The 3890-nt window shown below is 32.4% G+C and carries 4 protein-coding genes; all 4 read left to right on the top strand.

Translation table 11 applies throughout. The features are described from left to right. Positions 1-200: 200 nt before the first annotated feature. Positions 201-668: a hypothetical protein gene (locus QZN27_RS09215; RefSeq protein ID WP_296786749.1), complete on the top strand. Its 468-nt coding sequence runs from the start codon at positions 201-203 to the stop codon at positions 666-668. A 13-nt stretch (positions 669-681) separates the two neighbouring features. Continuing rightward, positions 682-2352, top strand: coding sequence for an FAD-binding protein (locus QZN27_RS09220; protein WP_296786752.1), 1671 nt, complete (start codon positions 682-684; stop codon positions 2350-2352). A 2-nt stretch (positions 2353-2354) separates the two neighbouring features. Continuing rightward, positions 2355-3053: a 2Fe-2S iron-sulfur cluster-binding protein gene (locus QZN27_RS09225; protein ID WP_296786755.1), complete on the top strand. Its 699-nt coding sequence runs from the start codon at positions 2355-2357 to the stop codon at positions 3051-3053. A 300-nt stretch (positions 3054-3353) separates the two neighbouring features. Next, positions 3354-3890, top strand: a 537-nt coding sequence (locus QZN27_RS09230; protein WP_296786758.1) for a hypothetical protein, incomplete at its 3' end; no start/stop codon positions are given.

Consider the following 3890-nt stretch of genomic DNA (forward strand, 5'->3'; position numbering starts at 1 on the left):
TAAACTCTGATAAAAAAGAATAACTGTTTGACTAGATAACTATTAAATATTGCTAATTTTAAGAGACTACATCCTGAATACAAAAATTAATTAATTAACATGACCATAAATAACTAACAATGTTTCAATTACGAAAATTAAATTCACTATTAGTCATAATAATAATTTTAATACTTGCATCTCATGCTTTATTAACAGGATTGTTACTAGCTGGATTAATTGAATACACTCCAAATACTATTGTAACCGGTGAAGTACTATTATTCTTTGTCATAGCCCATATAATTATAAGTTTATATCTATTCATCAAAGACAAGATTAAACAGCGAAAAATACATGTATATGCCAATATCAATAAGGATACGATAGTTCAGGCAATCAGTGGGATATTTATAATCATCTTTATTGTAGCGCATGTTTTATCATACATTTATCTTCCAGCATATATTCCAAATTTTAATTGGCAAATTACTCATCTAACTATCGACACATTATTCTTTATAACATTATTCATCCATTTGCAAATAAGCATTCCACGATTATTGGTCTCATTTGGATTTTTAGTTGAAAAAAATGATTTTGACAAATGCAGGAAAGTTATCAGAATCCTGTTAATTATAATATTCACATTATTGTTCCTAACAGAACTATCATATTATATTCTATGAAAGAGTTGATTTTATGGTAAAAGAAATTATAGTGATTGGTGCAGGTCTTGCAGGACTGACCTGTAGCGTAAAATCCGCCAGCAAAAATATGCACGTGAAATTATTTTCACCGGCGCATTCAGAACGATCCCAATCAGTAATGGCAATGGGCGGAATAAATGCCGCATTAAACACTAAAGGAGAAGATGACTCTGTAAATGAACATTATACAGACACCATTAATGCAGGACAACATATCAACAACCATAATGCCGTGGAAAAACTAACAAATGATGCCCCAGAAATAATCGATTGGTTAAGCAAACTTGGAACAAGTTTCACAAGAGATGACGACGGCAATGTGGATGTCAGGTACTTTGGTGGCCAAAAGAAGATGAGAACAGCTTATGCCGGTGCAAGAACAGGAAAACAGATACTAACAGCGATCAACACCGAATGCAGGAAATGGGAATATAAAGATAAAATTAAAAGATATGTCGGTTGGAGATTCTTATCATTGATATTGGACGATGATAAAGTCTGTCGTGGCGTGGTTATGATTAACGAAAATACAGAGGAAATAAGAGATTTTTATGCTGATTTTGTTGTTATAGCATCCGGCGGCATGAATAAGGTTTTTGGAAAAATCAGCGGATCCCTGCACAATGACGGATTTGTAAGCGGGAAATTATTGCATCAGGGCATTGAATTAGCCAATATGGAAATGATACAGTACCATCCAACAACCATAGAAACCCCTGTTAAAAGAATGCTCATTACTGAAGCCGCCCGTGGAGAAGGTGGTAAATTATATACTTTGCGCAATGGTGAAAAATGGTATTTCATGGAAGAATGGTATCCTGAACAGGGTGCTTTAATGCCACGCGATGTTGTATCTCGAAGCATATACAGAGTATGTCATGAAGATAACATGGGAATTGATGGTGAAAATAAGGTTTATTTGGATTTAACTCACTTGGATGAAAAAACCGTCAAAACTAAGCTTGATGAGGTTTATGATGTTTGTATGAACTATCTAAATCTTGACCCTACTCGTGAGCCAATTCCAGTTTATCCGGGCGTCCATTACTTCATGGGAGGCATACGTACAGACGATGCTCATAAAACCAATATTAGGAATTTATTCGCTATTGGAGAATGCTCTTCACAGTACCACGGCGCCAACCGTCTTGGAGGAAATTCATTGCTTGGAGCCATACACGGTGGATGGATAGTGGCTGATCAATTGGAAGAAATTTCATGTGAAAATAATAGTTCTGAAAAATATGAAATATTAAACTACGAATATGAAGCCTATGAAAATTGGAAGGAACTGCAAAAAGAGGCCAACAACATTTCATCATATGAAATTGAAGAAGAAATTGCAAATATAATGAACAGAACCATGGGGATTTACAGAACGGAAAGTGAACTAAAAGAAGGATTGAATAAACTGGATTCCCTTGAAACAATTCATGTAAACAGTCATGGGTGCTATTATGATTACATTTTATTAAAATCACTGACAGATATTGCAAAAGCAATGCTATCATCAGCATTAGCAAGGAAAGAAAGCAGAGGCGCACATCAAAGATTAGATTATCCCGAAACAAATGATGAATACCTAAAAACAACCGTGATATCATTTGACAATGATGAATTAAAAATTACATTCAACGATACAGAGGAGAGAATGAGCTGGTAAAAATGGAGTCAATAACCGTAATTATAAAAACCTCAAAAGGCATGAAGGAATATACTTATGAAGGCAATCTCAACATTCCGGTAACTACTCTATTAGAAAGAATCAATGTGAAACATGATATTAAAATCCATTATTCGTCCAGTTGCCTTCAAGGACTGTGCGGAAGTTGTTCAATGATAATCAATGGTTTACCAAAGCTTGCATGCAAAACATTTGTGAATGGAGAAGCAACAACCAAAAAAACGCATAAGATTACAATAGAACCCTTAAGCAAGTTTCATGTTGTAAAGGACTTGGTTGTCGATAGAACCTCAATGTTTGAAAACATTAAAAATTCCCGGCAATGGCTTGAAGAAGAATCACGTATTAATCAGGATAATCTAGAATTTGAATATGAAGCATCACAATGTTTGATGTGCGGGTGCTGTTTAGAAGCCTGTCCTAACTATACCGGCGAAGACAATTACTATGGCGCAATTTTACCTGTGACATCCTCTAAAATATCAAAACAGGAAAGTAATATGGATAAATTAAAGTTTCTCAAAGAAAATTACAGTAATCATTTTTATAATGATTGTGTGAAATCTCTTGCCTGTGAAAATATTTGTCCAATGAATATTCAAACACAAAGAGCTATTTCAATAATGAATCGCCATTCAATTTGGAAATTCCATAAATTATTGAAAAAAATAACTGAATAAACACGAACAATTCGTATAAAACGTATGATATGTTCGCAACCTTATTGATTTACTACACTAATGCCTCTTAATAAATTTCATTTTAACAATAGAAAAATCTTATGATTCTAATGTTTCTTTTTTTAAAAAATTGTTCTCATCACGTAATATTTACTTCACTTAATAAAATTGATTTAGATTTACAAAATTGATGTTATTACATAATATTTTTTAAATTAAATAATGTAAATTATTTTAATGATAAATTTAAATAATATTAGAAATATATTACTATATTAAACTAATTTAAGAGGTTTTTAGATGTCAGAATTTCAGGAAGACATGATATTTAAAGAGGTTAGTGAGGAAGATGCACGAATATTCTTAGATATCTTAGGTAAAAAATCCAAAAAAGTCAAGATAATGACAACAGAATTGCGCCAACTAGATCCAACGACATTTGTGCCAGATATAATACTGGAATTGGATGATGAAATATTGATAATCGAACTTCAATCAACAAAAGTCGGAAAAAAACATCACCAAAGATTCCACATATATGTGGCAATATCCGACTACAAATTCGATTCAATCCCAAAAGAAGTTAACCTATGTGTTTTTACCACTAAAGAAGAATCTAAAAAAATCATATATACCGTGAACAAAGACAATGACTTCATTTATGACGTGATTAGTTTAACTGATTATGACAGTGAAGAAATTATTAATACTATTAATGACAAACTTAAAGACAATACTGAAATATCTGGAAAAGAACTGATCTTATTTGCTTTAGTTCCCATCATTGAAAAAAATGATGGTGTTGAAGATTATGTCGAATATGTGGTAAATACATTA

The organism is uncultured Methanobrevibacter sp. (assembly GCF_900316895.1).
Classification (GTDB): domain Archaea; phylum Methanobacteriota; class Methanobacteria; order Methanobacteriales; family Methanobacteriaceae; genus Methanocatella.